15 protein-coding genes and 1 tRNA gene are annotated in these 16,272 nt (G+C 39.6%); 2 read left to right on the forward strand and 14 right to left on the reverse strand.

The features are described 5' to 3' along the window. Nucleotides 1-11 precede the first annotated feature (11 nt). The 8 genes from F952_RS07875 to F952_RS07910 all read right to left on the reverse strand — a co-directional run bounded on the left by F952_RS07875 (nucleotide 12) and on the right by F952_RS07910 (nucleotide 8,472). Nucleotides 12-1,202, reverse strand: a complete 1,191-nt coding sequence (locus F952_RS07875) for a beta-barrel domain-containing protein (protein ID WP_004925331.1) — start codon at nucleotides 1,200-1,202, stop codon at nucleotides 12-14. Then, nucleotides 1,199-3,343, reverse strand: coding sequence for a type I secretion system permease/ATPase (locus tag F952_RS07880; protein WP_004925335.1), 2,145 nt, complete (start codon nucleotides 3,341-3,343; stop codon nucleotides 1,199-1,201). The genes F952_RS07875 and F952_RS07880 overlap by 4 nt, the downstream gene beginning before the upstream one ends. Then, on the reverse strand, nucleotides 3,340-4,833 hold the full coding sequence (locus F952_RS07885; protein WP_004925338.1) for a TolC family outer membrane protein: 1,494 nt from the start codon (nucleotides 4,831-4,833) through the stop codon (nucleotides 3,340-3,342). Before F952_RS07885 ends, F952_RS07880 begins: the two co-directional genes overlap by 4 nt. Nucleotides 4,834-5,083: 250 nt before the next feature. Next, nucleotides 5,084-5,833 (reverse strand): LPS export ABC transporter ATP-binding protein, encoded by a 750-nt coding sequence (gene lptB, locus F952_RS07890; RefSeq protein ID WP_004925341.1) that lies wholly within the window; start codon nucleotides 5,831-5,833, stop codon nucleotides 5,084-5,086. Next, nucleotides 5,833-6,381 carry a lipopolysaccharide transport periplasmic protein LptA gene (lptA, locus tag F952_RS07895; RefSeq protein ID WP_004925344.1) on the reverse strand — a complete coding sequence of 183 codons (549 nt, stop codon included), beginning with the start codon at nucleotides 6,379-6,381 and terminating at the stop codon, nucleotides 5,833-5,835. Before lptA ends, lptB begins: the two co-directional genes overlap by 1 nt. Continuing rightward, nucleotides 6,365-6,913: an LPS export ABC transporter periplasmic protein LptC gene (lptC, locus tag F952_RS07900; RefSeq protein ID WP_004925346.1), complete on the reverse strand. Its 549-nt coding sequence runs from the start codon at nucleotides 6,911-6,913 to the stop codon at nucleotides 6,365-6,367. The genes lptA and lptC overlap by 17 nt, the downstream gene beginning before the upstream one ends. A gap of 38 nt (nucleotides 6,914-6,951) precedes the next feature. Next, nucleotides 6,952-7,491, reverse strand: a complete 540-nt coding sequence (locus F952_RS07905) for a KdsC family phosphatase (protein WP_004925349.1) — start codon at nucleotides 7,489-7,491, stop codon at nucleotides 6,952-6,954. A gap of 3 nt (nucleotides 7,492-7,494) precedes the next feature. After that, nucleotides 7,495-8,472, reverse strand: a complete 978-nt coding sequence (locus F952_RS07910; protein ID WP_004925352.1) for a KpsF/GutQ family sugar-phosphate isomerase — start codon at nucleotides 8,470-8,472, stop codon at nucleotides 7,495-7,497. Between the two features lie 213 nt (nucleotides 8,473-8,685). Between F952_RS07910 and cysS the strand changes: the two genes are divergently transcribed. Both cysS and F952_RS07920 read left to right on the forward strand, forming a co-directional pair. After that, complete coding sequence (gene cysS, locus F952_RS07915; RefSeq protein ID WP_004925355.1) at nucleotides 8,686-10,107, forward strand: cysteine--tRNA ligase; 1,422 nt, start codon at nucleotides 8,686-8,688, stop codon at nucleotides 10,105-10,107. 64 nt (nucleotides 10,108-10,171) lie between these two features. Continuing rightward, nucleotides 10,172-10,247 (forward strand) — tRNA-Gly (locus F952_RS07920). 205 nt (nucleotides 10,248-10,452) lie between these two features. Here F952_RS07920 and F952_RS07925 read toward each other — a convergent pair. From F952_RS07925 to F952_RS07950, 6 genes are all read right to left on the reverse strand, one after another. Further along, nucleotides 10,453-11,442 (reverse strand): restriction endonuclease, encoded by a 990-nt coding sequence (locus F952_RS07925; RefSeq protein WP_004925360.1) that lies wholly within the window; start codon nucleotides 11,440-11,442, stop codon nucleotides 10,453-10,455. Nucleotides 11,443-11,703: 261 nt separating this feature from the next. Further along, nucleotides 11,704-12,147, reverse strand: coding sequence for a YbaN family protein (locus F952_RS07930; protein WP_004925364.1), 444 nt, complete (start codon nucleotides 12,145-12,147; stop codon nucleotides 11,704-11,706). A 28-nt stretch (nucleotides 12,148-12,175) separates the two neighbouring features. Beyond that, entirely contained in the window at nucleotides 12,176-12,775 is a 600-nt protein-coding gene (locus F952_RS07935; RefSeq protein WP_011182296.1) for a biliverdin-producing heme oxygenase, read from the reverse strand. A 32-nt stretch (nucleotides 12,776-12,807) separates the two neighbouring features. Continuing rightward, complete coding sequence (locus tag F952_RS07940; RefSeq protein WP_004925370.1) at nucleotides 12,808-13,728, reverse strand: energy transducer TonB; 921 nt, start codon at nucleotides 13,726-13,728, stop codon at nucleotides 12,808-12,810. A 10-nt stretch (nucleotides 13,729-13,738) separates the two neighbouring features. After that, complete coding sequence (locus F952_RS07945) at nucleotides 13,739-15,229, reverse strand: hemophilin secretion modulator (RefSeq protein WP_004925372.1); 1,491 nt, start codon at nucleotides 15,227-15,229, stop codon at nucleotides 13,739-13,741. 79 nt (nucleotides 15,230-15,308) lie between these two features. Beyond that, nucleotides 15,309-16,100: a Slam-dependent surface lipoprotein gene (locus F952_RS07950; RefSeq protein ID WP_004925375.1), complete on the reverse strand. Its 792-nt coding sequence runs from the start codon at nucleotides 16,098-16,100 to the stop codon at nucleotides 15,309-15,311. Between the last annotated feature and the right edge of the window lie 172 nt (nucleotides 16,101-16,272).

The raw sequence follows: 16,272 nt of genomic DNA on the forward strand, positions 1-16,272 counted from the left end.
TTTATTTATTTTTAACGTTCTCTTAACGCTTCTTTGGCCTTATTGAATGGTTTCAATAAGTAATCCATAATGGTTTTCTGACCAGTTTTAATATCTACTGTAGCAACCATACCTGGTGTGATATTAAAAGCTTTACCAGCCTTATTATATAACTTATCGGAGTCTGTACGAATATATACACGATAATAGAACTGATCCTGTTTCACTTCATCACGAATTGTATCTGGTGAAATCACAGTCACTTTACCCTTCATACCACCATAAATTGAATAGTCATAAGCCGTAATTTTAACTAGCGCTTCCTGACCAGGGCGAATAAAGGCAATATCACGTGGCAAAATTCTTGCTTCAATTAAGAGTTGCTCATCTAGTGGTACGATGGTCATTAACTTACCGTTTTGCGGAACAACACCACCTAGAGTCGTTACTGTAATTTCTTTTACAACACCGCGTACAGGTGCTTTAAATACAGTTCTATTTAAAGTATCAGTTCGTCCTTTAATGACTTGCTGCTGAGTTTGAACATCAGTATTTGATTTAGATAACTCTTCACGTGCTTTTACGTAGTAACTGCTACGTGCATCGTTGATCTTATTTTGTAAATCATTTGCTTCACGTTTTAGTCGTAGTACTTCAACTTCACTCGCAGCACCCTTGGCAACCAATGGTTCAGTCATCACGAGTTCTTGCTGAACCAAATGCAAGGCCTGTTTTAATCCAGCGACCGTTTCTTCAAGATTTGCACGACGTGAATTATATAAAGCTGTTTCTTCTTGTACCAGTTTTGGCTCCTGCTTGACTTCATCAGGAAAGGCCAAAGGTGTTCCGTTGACTTCAGCTCTTAATCTGGCAGAGGTTGCCTGAGCCGCCATCAGTAATGACTGAGACTCACCTACATTTGATGCAAAGCGTGTTGGATCAAGTTGAGCCAGAATTTGACCCTTCTGAACAATATCACCTTCTTTTACATCTAGTTTGGTCAGAATCCCACCATCTAAAGACTGAATCATTTGTTCTTTTGAAGATGGAATGACTTTACCTGTTCCTGTAGAAACTTCTTCAAGCTTAAACACCCATGCCCAAACCACTAAAATCACCAAGGCAATTCCGACAATCCAGATGATTAAACTGGCTCTTGGCAAAGGTGGCTCTTTATAAGAAACATTTAATGAGCGGGCTTTTTCTTGTTGTTGATCGCTCATGATTGTGTCCCCTGTTGTGTGACTGCTTTAGGTTGAGTTGACTGTTTTAATATTTGGTCACGTGGACCATCCATCACGATCTTTCCATCATTGATCACAATAATACGATCAACTAGCTCAAGTACTGCTCTACGATGTGTCGCAACAACAAGTGTACGGTGTGCCAACCATTGCTTTAAATGATCAATTAACTGTTTCTCTGATACATCATCAATTGCAGCAGTCGGTTCATCTAAAAGTAGAATATTTGGCTGACGAATCAATAGCCGAGCAAGAAGAAGCGCCTGACGTTGGCCCCCAGAAAATCCGACACCGCCTTCCAAAATAATATGATCCAGGCCTTCTTTCTTTTCTTCTACGAAACTTAAAGCGCCTGTTACTTTAAGCGCCTTAATGATTTCATGATCATTTGCCAGAGGCGCACCCAGAGTCAGATTTTCACGGATTGTTCCGTAGAATAGACTGGCATTCTGATTGAGTAATCCCATATCACGACGAATATCAGCCGGATCAATTAATGACAGTTCGAGATCATCTAAAGTAAGTTTTCCATTGATTGGAGACTGCATACCTGAAAGTAATTGCAATAAAGTTGATTTACCAGCCCCATTTCGACCTAAAATTGCAATTTTTTCACCTGCTTTAATTCTTAGTTTTTGAATCGCCAGATTAGGTTTTGAATCCTCAGGATTATATTGAAAAACGACGTTACTTAAATCATAGTCTCCATGAATCACTGGTTTGTGGACAAGATGAGCGCGATCTGGTTGATCAACAGGCTTTTTCATGAGCTCATCAAGACTTTGCTTGGCAACTTTCGCTTGTTGTAAACGTCCGAGCACACCAGTAATTTGAGAAATTGGCCCTAACATACGCGATGACAAGATTGAACATGCAACCAGCGCACCCGTGGTCATCTCTCCATCCATCACGGCGAAACAGCCCACTAAAACGACAAGGGCGTAAGTTAAGCCCTGAAGCTTTTGAGTCCATGCAGATAAAACTCCCACAATCTTACGTTGTTGCATACTATAATCAGCAGACAACTCATTCATGTGGTTCCATTGGTTTTGAAAGCGCGACTCTGCACGTAATAATTTGATATCTTCAATCCCTTGTACTGCTTCAACCAAAATAGCATTACGAATTGCAGACTCTCGCATACCTTCTTGTGCCAATTTCGCAAGTTTTTTCTGAGCTAAAATTCCAGGTAAAATCATTAAGGGAACCATGATTACCACTACCCAGAAAACATGCCCGCCAATAATCCACAAAATGACTAAAAAGAGTAAGAAAAAAGGCAAATCAGCAATGGCAGTAATTGTGGTGGATGTCACCAGTTCACGAACACCTTCAAGCTCTCGAATTTGAGAAATAAATGTTCCAGTAGATTTTGAACGCTCTTTATTTTTAATCCGAAGTGCATGGCCAAACACGCGATCAGAAATTTTTAAGTCAGCTCGCTTGCCAATAATATCTGATAAATAAATACGGCTGACTCTGAGCACAAACTCAAAAATCGCTGCTATAAAAACACCACCTGCCAGTACCCATAAGGTTGGAATAGACTGAGAGGGTACGACACGGTCATAAACCTGCATAGAAAAAATAATCGTTGCTAAAGCCAAAATATTTGCAATTAAAGATGCAAACATAATGTCAATATAACGTTTCCAGTCTTTTAAAACGATTGACCAGAACCAATTGGCCTCATAAGGTTTTATATATTCATCTACACGTGCATCTGGAATAGAAGATTCGGGACGCATGATGTAAATATGTTTGATTAAACCTTTCAGACTGTCAATTGCAAAACTTTGTGATAACCCATGATCACCACTCAACTGAATACTCACGTTTCCTTCTGTATCAGCCTTATCCACCACCCCTATCTGACCATCTTTAAATTCTGCAATGACAGGTAGACGCCAAGGATTTAATAGATCTGAATTAAATTTCGCAACGCGCAAACTTAATCCAACTTGACGACACATCAGTTCCAGAACTTCTTCAGGATTTTGATTCTGATTCCAGTCAAGCTGGAGACGTATACGCTCTTCTGAAGACTCGATACGATAATGTCTGGCAATGGTGAGGACAGCCTGCAACCATGGTTGATAATTAAATGTATTATTGGTCATGGTTGAACCTCAAACCCTTGAATTGAAATATTATTCAGGTCATAAGCATTACGTGAACGTCCCGTTGTTGAAATATATTGAACAAGACTTGAGTAAATATCATAACGGGCACTTTCCAACTCATTAATTGATGAATGGATGGCTTGCTCGGCATTTAAAAGATCCAAGACAGAACGAGTGCCTAATTTATATTGTTCTTGATAAAGTTCGCGTGTTTTAACTGCTGTAATTTCACGTGCACGCAATACCTTAATTTGCTCCTGTTTGTTTTCGATATTTTCTCGTGTGGTTTTTACAGCATCCATTACATCTAGATAAACGGAGTTAACTTTGGCTTTCGCCGCTTCCTCGGCAAAACCAGCCGATCGAATCTGAGCAGTAACAGCACCACCCTGATAGAGTTTGGTATTGGCCTCTAATGAAACAGAACTATAGAAACCATCTTCTTTGTTATTATTATTGTTTACACCATTAGCAGCCTGACTCACAGAACCGACTAAGGACAGTGTTGGATAACGACTCAAATCTGTTTGCTTTTTATCTGCTTTAGCGACTTCAACTTGTGCCTGAGCAACAAGCATATTTGGGATAATATTAAAATCAGGCTCTTTATATAAGTCAGATACCTGCACAAGGTCTTCTGGAATTGACCAAGATTTGTCATAAGCATCAAAACCAAGTAATACGGTTAAACGTTGTTGATTTTGACGAAGCAAAGAACGCTGAGCAATGAGCGCAGCCTGTGCCGATTCAACATAAGACCTTGCCTGCACTGGATCAGCTTGACTGCTAATACCTGCCTGTGCTCTTAATTCTGCAATATTCTGAATACGTTGCAAACCTTTAACTTGTTGCTCTGCAATCTCTACTAATTTTTTATAACGTTCAATGTTGACCACGGTGGTCGCAACTTGAGTTGCAATGGTATCAATACTTACTAAAACATTTGCTTGTTGGAGCTGCAACCTTGCTTCTTGGGAAGATACATTAGACTTCACTTTACCAAAGTCATATACCATCTGTGTTGCACTAATCGTGTACATTTGACGTCCACGCTGCTCAGAAGAAGATAAATTTCCTCCTGTACTAATCCCTCCTGTAATCTGAGGAAAATACTGAGATCGTGCGACATCAATATTGGCATTTTGTGCTGCCATAGTAGAGATTGCTTCGCCAATTGAAGGATTACGTTTTACCGCAATCTGGACTGCATTAATTAAGCCAATCTCATTTAACCTTGATTCGACAGGACCCGTATTATTATCAACTGCTACCGCCCCATAACTCACCTGAGGTAGTCCTTGCACAATGATTGGATCTAGTTTTACGGTTTGAAAATTCTGCATCTGGACAGTTTTGTAACCATCTTTTGGTTTGGACTTGAATAAATCAGTAACTTTTTCTTTCAAATTATTGAAACTAAGTTTATCCGATGTTTCGGCGAATACAGAAGTCGTCACCAGTGAAATTGAACTGCATAGCAGTAACATTTTCAAGCAGGTTCCCTTGCTCCCCTTATCACTCATTTGAGATGTAGATTCTGATCGATGCATAGTAAGTATTTTTTTAGGGTTTAACAGCGGTAAAATTTTTACATATATTTATCACAAAAAGACATAATTTGCTAAACAAATCACACCTTTCTATTAAAATTTTTCCAATAAAAAACCTGACTTATCTTAATAAAACTAGTAAGTTAATTAAAATAAGTCAGGTTTATTGAAAAAATGGACAGATCATCTAGACTGTAAAATCATCTCCTAGATATACCTTACGTACCTGTTCATTTTCTAAAATATCCTGCGGAGAACCCTCTGCAATTACAGCGCCTTCACTTACAATGTAAGCATGCTCACAGATAGCCAAAGTTTCACGCACATTATGATCGGTAATGAGTACGCCAATACCGCGATCTTTTAAATTACGAATAATGTCTTTAATATCACCGACCGAAATCGGATCCACCCCCGCAAAAGGTTCATCAAGCAGCATAAACTTTGGGTCTGCGGCCAATGCACGCGCAATTTCAGCACGTCGTCGCTCACCACCAGATACACTCATCCCTAAAGAATCTTTAATATGCGTGATTTTAAAATCATTCAATAACTCTTGGAGACGTTGCTGACGCTGTTGCTTATTCAGGTCTTTTCGAGTCTCAAGAATAGCCATAATATTTTCAGCAATCGTAAGTTTTCTGAAAATAGAAGCTTCTTGAGGCAAATAACCAATTCCCTTTCTCGCGCGTTCGTGCATAGCTAGATCAGACAAATCAAGATTATCAAGATGAATTTCACCTTTATCCATGCGCACCAACCCGACAACCATATAGAAACTGGTTGTTTTACCAGCACCATTCGGCCCAAGCAAACCAACAATTTGTCCACTTTGCATCTCAAACGATACGTCTTTTACCACCCAACGTTTGCTGTAATTCTTTGCAAGATGCTTAATGCATAAAGTCTGAGGTTGTTGTTGCGCGATTTGCTCCATTAGTCACGTGCTCCTGGAAAGCTTTTAGATGCAGATGGTGGAATCACCAGTTGTACACGATTAGAGCCTGAACCTTGTGCTTCAATATCACCCTTATTCATACTGTAACGAAGCGTATTTCCGCGAACACTTGCCCCATCCTGATTCAGATAAGCATTTCCACTCAGCGTGATGATTCCTGTTTCAGCATTATAAACAATCTTTTGTGCTTCACCGCGAGCAATGCCCTTTTGAGCATTAATTTGCTGTTGAAACTTAGCTGGACGACCTGTTGCATTAATCGTTTGTAGCTGACGTTGTGAATTGAGTTGGCCTACAATCGAGTCTGCTTGCAACTTCATGGTTCCCTGCTCAATCACAACATTACCAGTATAGGTTGTGACTCCCGTTTTATCATTGTATGTTGCATGATCGGCCACCAACGAAATTGGCTGATTTCGATCTGATGGAACAGCAAAAGCTGCCGAACAAGACATTCCCAATAGTGCCACTGGAGCAACTTTTTTAAGGAAAGCTGTTGTGCAAAATAAGTTAAGAATTCGGTGCATACTTTCCTCGAATATTAAAAAACTCGTATTGACCAGTGTTTAAATCTGCTTTTAATCCCTGACTGATAAAAGATGACTGTGGAGAATCCACATTGACTTGATGAGTCGTCTCAATCATTTTTTTCGGAGGATAGGTGGTTAACTCATCAGTTTGAAATTGCATTTTTCCATGATCAGAGAGTTTAGTTGCAACAACTTGATCTGAAAGGACAACCTTTTCATTGTCATTGTAACCATAGGCATATTTAGAAAAAAATGTTGAATCGACATTGCCAGCTTTATATGTGGATGCATTCAGATTTTCCAACTTAGATGTCTGATTTTGCATATTTTGCTCTAGACGATCTACTGTTGCACGTACATACAAATGCCCTTGATCATCCGTTTGTGTAAGATTTACTCCCTCGGCCGAATAAGTCATATTTCGAGCCGAGTCGACATCAAGTTTTTTTGCCTTACCACTATAGTAATAGTAACCGCCACTAATACTTGCGATTACAACAGCAGCAATATAAAGAGCTCTGGTATCCATGATACGGCGTATCTCACCTTTCTCGGTCGATTAAACTATTAATGGGGTACAGCTAGATATTTTGCAAGAAGTTCTTCGTAAACTCCTTTTGCATTCAGCAACATATCACAAACTTCTCTGACCGCACCACGACCACCCATAGCCTGTGTAACCAGATCAGCTCGACGACGAACCTCACTATGACCGTTTGGAACCGTCACACACATCCCTGCAATTGAGAATGCAGATAAATCGGGCCAGTCATCTCCCATATACAGGCAATCTTCAGGAAGCAAATTAAAGTGCGCACACGCTTCTTTCAAAGCAATGCCTTTGTCTTCTCTGCCCTGAAAAACAAGATCAACCCCTAAATCTGACATACGTTTTTCAACAATCTGACTTTTTCGACCCGTGATAATAATCACTTTTAAACCAGCCTGTTGAACCAATTTCATGCCTAGACCATCACGAATATCAAATGATTTAATTTCATCACCTGTATTGGTGAGCGTCACGAAACCGTCACTCAGAATTCCATCAACGTCTAAAACCAATGCTTCAAGGTGACGAGCCTGTTCGATCAATGCATAAGATGCCATGTATTAACTTACCCCTGCCTGAATGAGGTCATGCATACTGATGACACCAATCACTTTATTTTGGTCATCAACCACAACAAACTGGTTGATCTTTTTCTCATTTAATTTTTGCAATGCTTCTACTGCACGAGCTTCTTGCGATATGGTCGCTGGATGCTCAACCATCACTTGTCGCACAGGGAGATTAACATCAAAGCCCTGCTGCTTATCGATCAGTCGGCGTAAATCGCCATCGGTAAAGATTCCTAGCAAATGATCATTTTCATCTACAATCGTTGTCAAACCAAGTCGTTTATTTGAAATTTCATATAAGACTTGATTCATTGGTGTATCTGGAGAAACCTTGGGTAACTCCTGTTGAGTATGCATCAAATGTTTAACATGCAATAGTAAACGCTTGCCTAACGCTCCTGCAGGATGCGAACGTGCAAAATCATCTGCGGTAAAGCCACGTGCTTCAAGTAAAGCCACTGCTAGCGCATCACCAAGTACTAAAGTTGCTGTCGTACTAGAAGTGGGTGCCAAACCAAGAGGACATGCTTCATTTGAATCGCCTAATGTAAGCGCGATATCCGCATTTTGTGGCATAGGTCCTTTATCGTCGCGACTTATCGTAATTAAGGGAACCTCAAGATGTTTGATCAATGGCATCAGCATCATGATCTCATCGCTTTTTCCTGAATTTGAAATCGCAATCAAGACATCACCACGAACTAGCATTCCCAAATCACCATGACCTGCTTCACCTGGATGCATGAAAAATGAAGGTGTACCAGTAGATGCAAATGTAGCCGCCATTTTACGACCAATATGCCCTGACTTGCCCATACCCGTCACAACAACCCGCCCCTGACACTGCAAAATAATTTCGCACGCCTGATCAAATCGTTCATCAATCTGATTAACTAATACATCTATTGCATGTTGTTCAACAGAGATGGTTTCAAGTGCGATTTTTTTAAAATCGATAGCATGGGTCATGAAAAATAGCTCAAATAACAGAATCTTTGTACACTGTACAGACCAAAGATTTTAAAGCGAAAATTTACGTTATTCTAGCATATGTCTATTCAAGTCACGTTTCTAAATGTATAACTTTTCACAAGCTTATAAAATTCGGCGATAAATCTTTGTTAAAAATGTAGCTTACGTTATGATGTAACACGATTTTTGCTGAGTATTTTGAAGAACTTTATGCAACCATTTGTATTATATAACTCCGAGCAACGTAAGAAAGTTGAATTTGTCCCTCGTAAACCTGGGCATATCGATATGTATGTCTGCGGTATGACAGTATATGACTATTGTCATATTGGGCACGCTCGGGTAATGGTTGCATTTGACTATATTATTCGTTTCTTACGTAGCCAAGGCTGGGATGTCCGTTATATCCGTAACATTACCGATATTGACGATAAAATCATCAAACGTGCTAATGAAAACAATGAAACCATTCAGCAGTTAACCAGTCGATTTATCGATGCAATGAACGAAGACGCAGCTAAACTGGGCTGTGCCGAACCTGATGAAGCGCCTAAAGCGACTGAATATATCGGCGAAATGCAAAATATGATTAGCACGCTCGTTGACAAAGGAAGTGCTTATCCAGCTTCAAATGGTGACGTTTATTTTGAAGTCAGTAAGTTTGAAAAGTATGGTCGTTTGTCAGGTCGCAAGCTCGAAGACATGCAAGCGGGTGCCAGCGAGCGTGTAGATATCGAGGTAGAGAAAAAACATCCATTTGACTTTGTACTTTGGAAAGGCGCCAAGCCAAATGAACCTTCTTGGGTATCACCTTGGGGAAATGGCCGCCCAGGCTGGCATATTGAATGTTCCGCAATGTCAACTTGCTGCTTAGGTAATCATTTTGATATCCATGGCGGTGGATCTGATTTGACCTTCCCGCATCATGAAAATGAAATTGCGCAAAGTGAGGCTTCTACTGGCGAGCAATATGTCAACTACTGGATGCATGTTGGTTTTATCAATGTTGATGGTGAGAAAATGTCTAAGTCCTTAGGCAACTTTTTCACCATTCGTGATGTGATGGAGAAGTTCCATCCTGAGGTCATTCGCTACTTTATTGTATCTTCACATTATCGTAGTCCAGTAAACTTCTCTGACGTCGCTCTAAAAGAAGCCAAAACTGCTCTAACACGTTTTTACCATGCATTTAAAGCATATGAGCAGGTATATGGACAAAATGACAGTACACAAAAAGACGAACAATTCATCGAGCGCTTTAATATCGCAATGCGTGATGATTTCAATACGCCTGAGGCTATAGCGGTATTATTTGAACTCAACCGTGAACTGAATCGTGCTGTAAAAGAGCAACAAGCTGAACAAGCAGCTATATATTATGTAACTTTACGTCATCTCACTCAAATTTTGGGTCTAGTGCAACACGACGTTGATGAATTTTTAAAATCGGATATTGGACAAGAAGTGTTAAGCCTCTCTGATGATGAAATTCAGGCAATGATTCAACAGCGTGCAGATGCTAAAAAAGCGAAAGATTTTTCAGGGGCTGATGCAATTCGTCAAGCACTTTTGGATCAAGGTGTTGTCCTTGAAGATACCCGTCAAGGTACATTATGGCGACGTGCTGATTAATTCGGCAGTCGGTATAATTGTATATTGACACTCAAAGCAAAATGTCTATAATGCATCACACATTGCGGGAATAGCTCAGTTGGTAGAGCACAACCTTGCCAAGGTTGGGGTCGCGAGTTCGAGTCTCGTTTCCCGCTCCAAAATTATAAAAGTCCTCATCGAAAGATGAGGACTTTTTTTATAGGTCTTATCTGAAGCAGAAAATGAGCATTTGGGATCCTTATACCTTACAATGATTCTCGTCTTAAGGTAAAAAGATTAATCATTTATACTTTCAAGAGACTCTAATCTTTACAAGCTATAAAATTTTTTCAAGTAGTTCTATTCTAAAATAATTTAATTTTATTACTTTAATAATAGTGGTATTTCTATAATACCTAACTGCTGTTTAGTAACTTTAGAAAGATCATCAATATGTTGATATAACCAATCTACAAATTCCGAACCAATCATCACTTTAATATTATTTTGTAAAGCACGTTCCAATGTTTCCTCAGATACATTAGCTGTTGTAATAAACCATTTTTGATAATCAATATCTTCAAAATCATTGAAAGCAATAAGCTGTGTTAAACCATGACTACTAGATATATTAGAGTGATGCTTAACTTGTATCATTAGATTAGATTCTGAAAATCGATCTGTTCTACGTGCAAGAATATCTATGTCTGAAATGTTCGAAGTTTGCCTTTTTGATTGAATATTCGCTGTATATCCTTCAATTATTAGTAATTCTTTAATAAGTTTTTCTAATCCGTTACCACCAGCTGATAACCAAGTAGTACCTGATGTAATAGATGCTAATAAATCATGCTTAAACTTATCTTCTTCCTCAGCGACCCTTTCTAAAATATATGTTTCTTGCTTATAAGCGCCATTTATCTTAATGGACTCAATAATTCTAATAATTTCATCTTTAAACTCTGTTAAATCAGCATTTGATTGTCTGAGCCTCAATCTGCTTTCCAAACCTTGAGTAAGTGATTTTCTAGGTATTCTTACAATACGCCCTTCATTTGTTCTAAAAAAATTAACTGAAATTAAATTACAAGCTTTATTCTTTATTTCATTTGAATCAAAGTATTTTTTCCCATTAACAACACCTAAAGTAATCGCATTTGGTATAGGCACGAGAACAATATCACCTTTTTTAAGATTGAAAAAACGTTTGACACTATTCTTTTTTCTACCAATACCTTCAGGATAAAGTTTATTAATTTCATCAATCACCTGACTTACATTTTCATATTCAGAAAAGTCTACTTTAGCTCTACCATGACCAATAAAATCCTTTTCTACAATTGATATAGGACTTCTAACCATAAGAAATTTCATAAGTTCCCCTTGAATAAAGGTGCTATCGTATTAACAAGTTAATTTTTTCTAAAATTAACATAATACGCCTTATATAAAATCCTTAAATTCTTATTCTGGTATTAATATCTTAAGATAGGCCATTCTAGAATGCAGCCTAGTAGAATGGCATTTTTATTACTATTCATGTTTTACGCCTATTCTTTAATCATCACTCTCCAAGTTTTGGTTTATCTAATTCAGTTAAAGTTAATCGATATCTCTCGCTACAGAAAATAGTATTCAATCATGTTTAAGCCACATCCACGCTAACACCCCAGCCATACATAAAATTGCCGGATAGACAAACCACGGATGTGGAATGGTCCAAATCATTAGTCCCGCAGCCAAGCTCATGCTCAACGTCGAGATGTATTTTGCCTTTTTAGAAATACGCCGATGTTCTTGCCACTCACGAATGAGTGGACCGATATAACGATGATTTCGAAACCATTGATGAAGTTTTTCAGAGCCTCGAGCGGCAAAGAAAACAGCCAAAATTATAAAATCAACGGTGGGTAAACCGGGAATAAAAATACCCAATATGCCAAGCGCAATACACAACCAAGCCAAACCAATAAACACCCAACGCGCCCAAACAGAACGGGCAAGCTTACTGACTGGTTGAGCAGGTGCTAACGACTGCTCATGTTTTACGATTGCATTTACTTGATTGAGTTTGTCCATATCGGGTATTCCCTTTATCCACTTTTTATTATTTCAATTCATCAAGCTGATCAAGCGCCTGACCAAAATATCCAAAGGCATCTAGCGCTCCTTGAACGACTCGGTCTTGTTGGGTTTGGTCAAAGCCTGTTTCATCAAGTGCTTGTACAAAACGTTTCCAGACTTTAGCGCGCCCTTCAGGATAGGCAGCTAAATTACGCGCAGCAAACGTTTCAGAAAAACCCAAATGCTTTTGAGCTTCTTTAAATAAAAATGCAGCCCCTAAAGTTGAACCTTCAGACACATAAATCCAGCCTAAAGCTTCGGGTAGTTGTACGTTTTCACTGTGTAATTGCTGCCCGTTGGGTTGAATACCCAAATCATTTAAATCAGCAAGTGCTTGTTTTGAGCGGCCGCGAATGTCGAGGTCTGGAATCAGTCCTGCCACACCCTTTTTTTCAAAAAGATGTTCAATTTCACGCTGAAAGTAATATTGAGACAACGTAAATTGCGCGTATTTTTCTTTACTTGAAAATACTTTTGCTTGTGACATTAATTGATGCATACGTTCATGTTCAGCAGCGGTTTCTTGTTTCAAACGTAAAGACAAGCTGTTGCTAATGATTTGTTCTGTAGATGAGTTCATCATCTTTCTCCTGCAAAATGGATATCGCTCATCGGTTAACGGCCCCGATTGAGTTTGAGTTGGACTGGAAAATCCACAACAATGGTCACGGCTCGACCGTTAATTTTGTGGGGTTTAAATCTGGATTTACGTGCAGCTTGCATGACCCGTTCATCAAGGCTTTGAATGCCCGAACTTTGTCGTAATTGGATATCGATTGGCTGCCCTTTTTCATTAATGCGAATCCGAAGCTCAACCAAACGATTTTGTTGTTTTAACTCGCGGTCATCATAATCAAGCCCGCCAAAACTCAGCACATCCACGCTACTCACCTGAACAACGTCATCATGTTCAACTTGAGTACTTGGTGCTTTGGAATATTCTTGCTGCATTGCAGGTGTTTTGACGCCGCCACTTTGGGTTATGCTATTGGTGTTTTGTGGCAAATGCTCAGTTTGCGTTTGTTCAAGGTCTGTCGAACTCAGTTTTTTATCGTTATGAACCGCTCGCCTTTCTGTACGCTGCAATGGTTGGAGCGAAGTTGAATTGTTTAAAGACGTTTTTGATTGTGCTTGCTGTTTGTCATTTAAATTATTTTGCACGACCTCTTTAGGGGCAGTTTTTGACGCTAATGTTTGAACATTGGTAGGTGAGTTTTTTGATTCTTCTGGTACTGAAGATATCGAATTGTTTAACGTAGATTTAGGCGCTAAACTTTTTTTAGGTTGGCTTTCAGTCTTTTCAACCGATGGCTTTTTAGCAGGCGCCAATGACACAAAACTTACTTTTAAGGCATCTATTTTTGGTGATGTCGCAAAAGTATAGGGTTCAATTAAATGGCTCAGCATCCAGACAACAAACACGTGCAGAGCAATCACCACGACTACGGTTAAGCACTTATAAAAATGCTTCGGCCCCTGTGGTAAAGGCAACATAACTATCGGCTTATGTGTAGGAAATAAAGATTTTGATTTCATGGCTTATTCCCTAAAAATGGTGCTCAAGCTTGAGGCTAATGTTGTGTTTATCGTAGGAATAGAGCCAATCGACATTGCTTTTATTATGGTTATAGCGATAGGTTAAATTAGGCGTCATGCCATAAAACTCAAAGCGCGGCATTTGCACGACAAAGGTATAGTTCTGTTCAAAATCATGACGACGAGCTAAGAAAGTTTCTGCATATTTATCAAACATACGCCAACGATAAGAACTCAGCAAAGTGGTATTAAATCCTGTGCTCCAAGATTTGCTTAAGCCCAACCGCACACCTTGCTGCTGGTATGCAGCCATATATTTTTCTTGGGTCGAATGGTCGACTACGTCTAAACCACTAAAAACGGTCCACTGATTTGGGAGGATTTTCCAGAAAGTAACAAAAGCTGAACTTTCTACCCCATCTAGGGTTTTATATTTCTGATAATTTAAATCTTTACTCTCAGCTTCAAGCTTGAAGGCTTTATCTGCTGAGATAAAATGCATCCACTCGGCACGCGCGCCCCACGCATTGTAAAGGCCATCATTGCCATAACGTTTATGTTCAAAAAGCGGACTCACCCCAATTTGATTTTTTAAGTCAAAGTAGCTGTAGCCAGCATTAATGTTAACGGTAGATTCATTAAATGCCGCGTGGTCGTTATAGGACTGTCCAAACGCCAGCGCACGTAAAGCCACGCCATGATGCCCCTTAATCGCATAGCGTTTTATAAGACTGGCTTCGTAATCTAAACCCGTTGCCGATTCAGCTTTAGGCGTCCCACGGGTAACTTGCTCAATTGGGATAATATTACCGTTACTATCTTTGCCATAAAGCGTCCATGTTTTACTCTGTTCAGAAGAACTATTTAAATTACTGACATAGGTATAACCCGCTGAAACCGAGCCTTGCCAAGAGTCTCGTTCTTTTAATGCCTGAACAAAAGTATTCACTGTGGTTAAAACTCCAGACGGGATTACCGCAGGGTCACTTTGTTTAAGTTGATCTTGAATGGAAATAAAAAGGCGTGCTGCTTCCTTATTTTTCTGTTGTTCAAACAGCACGCGCGCTAACTCAAGTTCACAAATTAAATTATGAGGTTGTTGTTTTAGGCTGCTTTGAAATTTTTGTTCAGCCAATTTCAGTTGACCCTGAGAACGTGCAACTGCCCCTTCGGCAAAGTCGGTTAAAGCCCGATCGTAGCCAACATATTTCTTATAATGTTCTAAATAAACCGTGGCTTTGAGCCACTGTTTTTGCATGACTGCCAAATATAACGCCTTGGCAAGATCATTCTGGTTTTGTTCAATACTGTATTCTTGTCCATTAATTTGAAGTTTTGGTAATTGCTCGGTACTACGAATGGTTCCCTGCTCGTGAAACTGGCGCTGTTCTTGTAAAAGCGTTTGGTCCAAGCTTTGATTGAGACGAAGCTGTGTGTCTTCGTCGGCATATAAAAATGGACAACTCAACAATGTCAGACAGCACAAAAGCGTTCGTTTCATAAAACAATAAACCTGAAGCAACCAAGCAAAAGCCCAAAAAACAAAAGGAACCTACATATGTAGATTCCTTTTGCATTCATTAATTTTTAGCACCGCCAAATGCAGTGTTGTAAGACACGTTATCAAACTGGGCAATACCCGCTAAAGCCGAAGCATTTGCACCGAAGAATTGACCTTGAACCACACCAGAGTTGTCGACACCAGCCGTACCGTTAGCCGTTGCCAAACCTGCAAACGCAGCAGTACCCGGGTTAAATGCCACACCATCTAGGCTTAACGATGAAACAGCTGTACCAGTTCCTGTAAGCGTTCCTTCAAGTGTGCCCGTGCCATAATTTGCAGTGAAGGTACCACTTAACAGATTGCTTGCAGAGCCGTTAATCCCTGCAACGGTATAAGTTGCAGTACCCGCGGTTGGAACAGTGGTATTGGTGTTATCACCCGCGTAGTAAACGGTATGGCTCGCGCTTGCCGGCGTGTCGCCCGCTTTCCACCATTCACCAAAATAGACTTCCTGTGTGCCCACCTGACCAAAGTTAAAATTACCTAATGCACTGTGTGAAGGTGGCATTGCCGACACTGGAATATGCGAAATATTAAAGGTTTTGCTGCCAACCGTTACATTGGTGTTACTGGTTCCCTGAGCAGCAAAAGCCTGAGCCAAACCTTTTAACGAACTAAAACCTGTAAAAGCGTTATATGGCGCCCCCGCAGCTTGAACCGATACCGCCGCGACACCATCTGGATGGCTTGCATTGGCAGCAGCACCGATTTTGATGTTACTTTCATTACTCGAAATACCATCAATTCCTGCATAAGCAAATGCAGTTGAACAAGCAACAAGACCCAAGAACAATTGAGAGATTTTCATTTGTTGTTACTCCATCTTTTTTAAAACTAAGTTATTGTTTAATTTAAAATAACGATTTCGCTATTTTTAGTTTATTGAGTAGGTCCAGCTGTAAACCCACTCAGTTTTTTTGTAAATAACAATCATTCAATATTATTATTTACGATTACCTGACTCCCCTTTTATGTATGTG

Source organism: Acinetobacter baylyi DSM 14961 = CIP 107474 (assembly GCF_000368685.1).
Classification (GTDB): Bacteria; Pseudomonadota; Gammaproteobacteria; order Pseudomonadales; family Moraxellaceae; genus Acinetobacter; species Acinetobacter baylyi.

Coding starts and splice junctions, on each gene's coding strand:
- F952_RS07875 (WP_004925331.1), bottom strand. CDS start 1,202: ATGAGCGATCAACAACAAGAAAAAGCCCGCTCATTAAATGTTTCTTAT.
- F952_RS07880 (WP_004925335.1), bottom strand. CDS start 3,343: ATGACCAATAATACATTTAATTATCAACCATGGTTGCAGGCTGTCCTC.
- F952_RS07885 (WP_004925338.1), bottom strand. CDS start 4,833: ATGTTACTGCTATGCAGTTCAATTTCACTGGTGACGACTTCTGTATTC.
- lptB (WP_004925341.1), bottom strand. CDS start 5,833: ATGGAGCAAATCGCGCAACAACAACCTCAGACTTTATGCATTAAGCAT.
- lptA (WP_004925344.1), bottom strand. CDS start 6,381: ATGCACCGAATTCTTAACTTATTTTGCACAACAGCTTTCCTTAAAAAA.
- lptC (WP_004925346.1), bottom strand. CDS start 6,913: ATGGATACCAGAGCTCTTTATATTGCTGCTGTTGTAATCGCAAGTATT.
- F952_RS07905 (WP_004925349.1), bottom strand. CDS start 7,491: ATGGCATCTTATGCATTGATCGAACAGGCTCGTCACCTTGAAGCATTG.
- F952_RS07910 (WP_004925352.1), bottom strand. CDS start 8,472: ATGACCCATGCTATCGATTTTAAAAAAATCGCACTTGAAACCATCTCT.
- cysS (WP_004925355.1), top strand. CDS start 8,686: ATGCAACCATTTGTATTATATAACTCCGAGCAACGTAAGAAAGTTGAA.
- F952_RS07925 (WP_004925360.1), bottom strand. CDS start 11,442: ATGAAATTTCTTATGGTTAGAAGTCCTATATCAATTGTAGAAAAGGAT.
- F952_RS07930 (WP_004925364.1), bottom strand. CDS start 12,147: ATGGACAAACTCAATCAAGTAAATGCAATCGTAAAACATGAGCAGTCG.
- F952_RS07935 (WP_011182296.1), bottom strand. CDS start 12,775: ATGATGAACTCATCTACAGAACAAATCATTAGCAACAGCTTGTCTTTA.
- F952_RS07940 (WP_004925370.1), bottom strand. CDS start 13,728: ATGAAATCAAAATCTTTATTTCCTACACATAAGCCGATAGTTATGTTG.
- F952_RS07945 (WP_004925372.1), bottom strand. CDS start 15,229: ATGAAACGAACGCTTTTGTGCTGTCTGACATTGTTGAGTTGTCCATTT.
- F952_RS07950 (WP_004925375.1), bottom strand. CDS start 16,100: ATGAAAATCTCTCAATTGTTCTTGGGTCTTGTTGCTTGTTCAACTGCA.